General features: G+C 38.6%; 1 protein-coding gene and 1 pseudogene. Both read left to right on the top strand.

Going from position 1 to position 1291, the window contains the following annotated elements; translation table 11 throughout:
- Positions 1–200: pseudogene (locus LMU01S_RS10590) on the top strand (hypothetical protein); the annotation flags it as partial.
- Between the two features lie 2 nt (positions 201–202).
- Positions 203–1180, top strand: a complete 978-nt coding sequence (gene bsh, locus LMU01S_RS10005; protein ID WP_056959219.1) for a choloylglycine hydrolase — start codon at positions 203–205, stop codon at positions 1178–1180.
- Positions 1181–1291 lie beyond the last annotated feature (111 nt).

Genomic DNA, 1291 nt, shown 5'->3' on the forward strand with positions numbered 1-1291 from the left:
GTGCTGACTTGTTTTTAGTAAATGAGATCGATCTAGCTACATATCGTGGAGTTGATCTGGCTAAGTTACGGACTGAAATAGCAGCTAAACAGCGACAAGCGCTGATCTTGATGACTGATCTAAAAGATAATCAAGGAGTTCAAAATATTATTTGCTGGATCGAAAAAACTCTAGCTAAATTACAGAAAGAAGCGAGATAGATATGTGTACTGCAGTATCATTTAAAACAAAGGATCACTATTTGGGGAGAAATTTTGACTATGAGTTCTCTTATGGTGAAAAAGCTGTTATTATCCCACGGAATTATGTTTTTGAATTGCGAAAATTACCGGCTTTGAGCAAACACTATGCCATGGTCGGCTTGACGTCTGTTTTTGACGACACGCCTCTTCTTTATGATGCTGTCAACGAGCATGGCTTAGCGATGGCGGGCTTGAACTTTGAAGGCAATGCCGTTTTTTATGACTTTGATCCTGAGATGGATAATGTGACACCATTTGAATTTATCCCATATATTTTAGGTCAATGTAAAAATGTGGCTGAAGCTAAGCAAATGTTGACTAAGATCAACTTGGTCAATGAAGCATTTAGGGCTGATCTACCTTTATCTCCATTGCACTGGATCATCAGTGACAGTGAAGATAATACGATCGTGGTCGAAAATTTGGCTGATGGGATGAAAGTATACGATGATCCCGTTGGTGTGATGACCAATAATCCAACATTTGATAAGCAACTCTTTAATTTGAACAATTACCGAGGCTTATCGGCTAAAACACCTGAAAATACTTTTGCTCCGACGGTCGAGCTACCAGCATACAGTCGGGGGATGGGAACTTTAGGTCTTCCAGGCGACCTGACTTCGAGCTCACGTTTTGTCAAAGCAGCTTTTGTTAAAGCACATTCGGTTTGTGAACCAGATGAAAGTTCCAGCGTCAGCCAAGTTTTCCATATCTTAAGTGCGATCGAACAACAACGAGGCTGTTGTGAAGTGAGCGAAGGAAAGTATGAATATACGATCTATTCTGCTTGTTATAACAAAGATAAAGGGATCTTATATTATAAGACGTATGAAGATAGTCAGATCACAGCTTTAGATATGCACAAAGCTGATTTAGAAAGTGATCGTTTCACCCTTTATCCTTTGAGTCAAACACAACATTTCAATTACGCTAACTAAAAACTACCGCTAAGGATCGGTATTTATTGTTTAGCTGTTGCTTTTCGCTACAAAATCTTGAAAATTAGTATTTTTAGTAAAAAAGACATCTTCAATTCCAATGTTTGGGAT

Source organism: Ligilactobacillus murinus DSM 20452 = NBRC 14221, assembly GCF_001591685.1.
In the GTDB taxonomy this organism is placed as follows: domain Bacteria; phylum Bacillota; class Bacilli; order Lactobacillales; family Lactobacillaceae; genus Ligilactobacillus; species Ligilactobacillus murinus.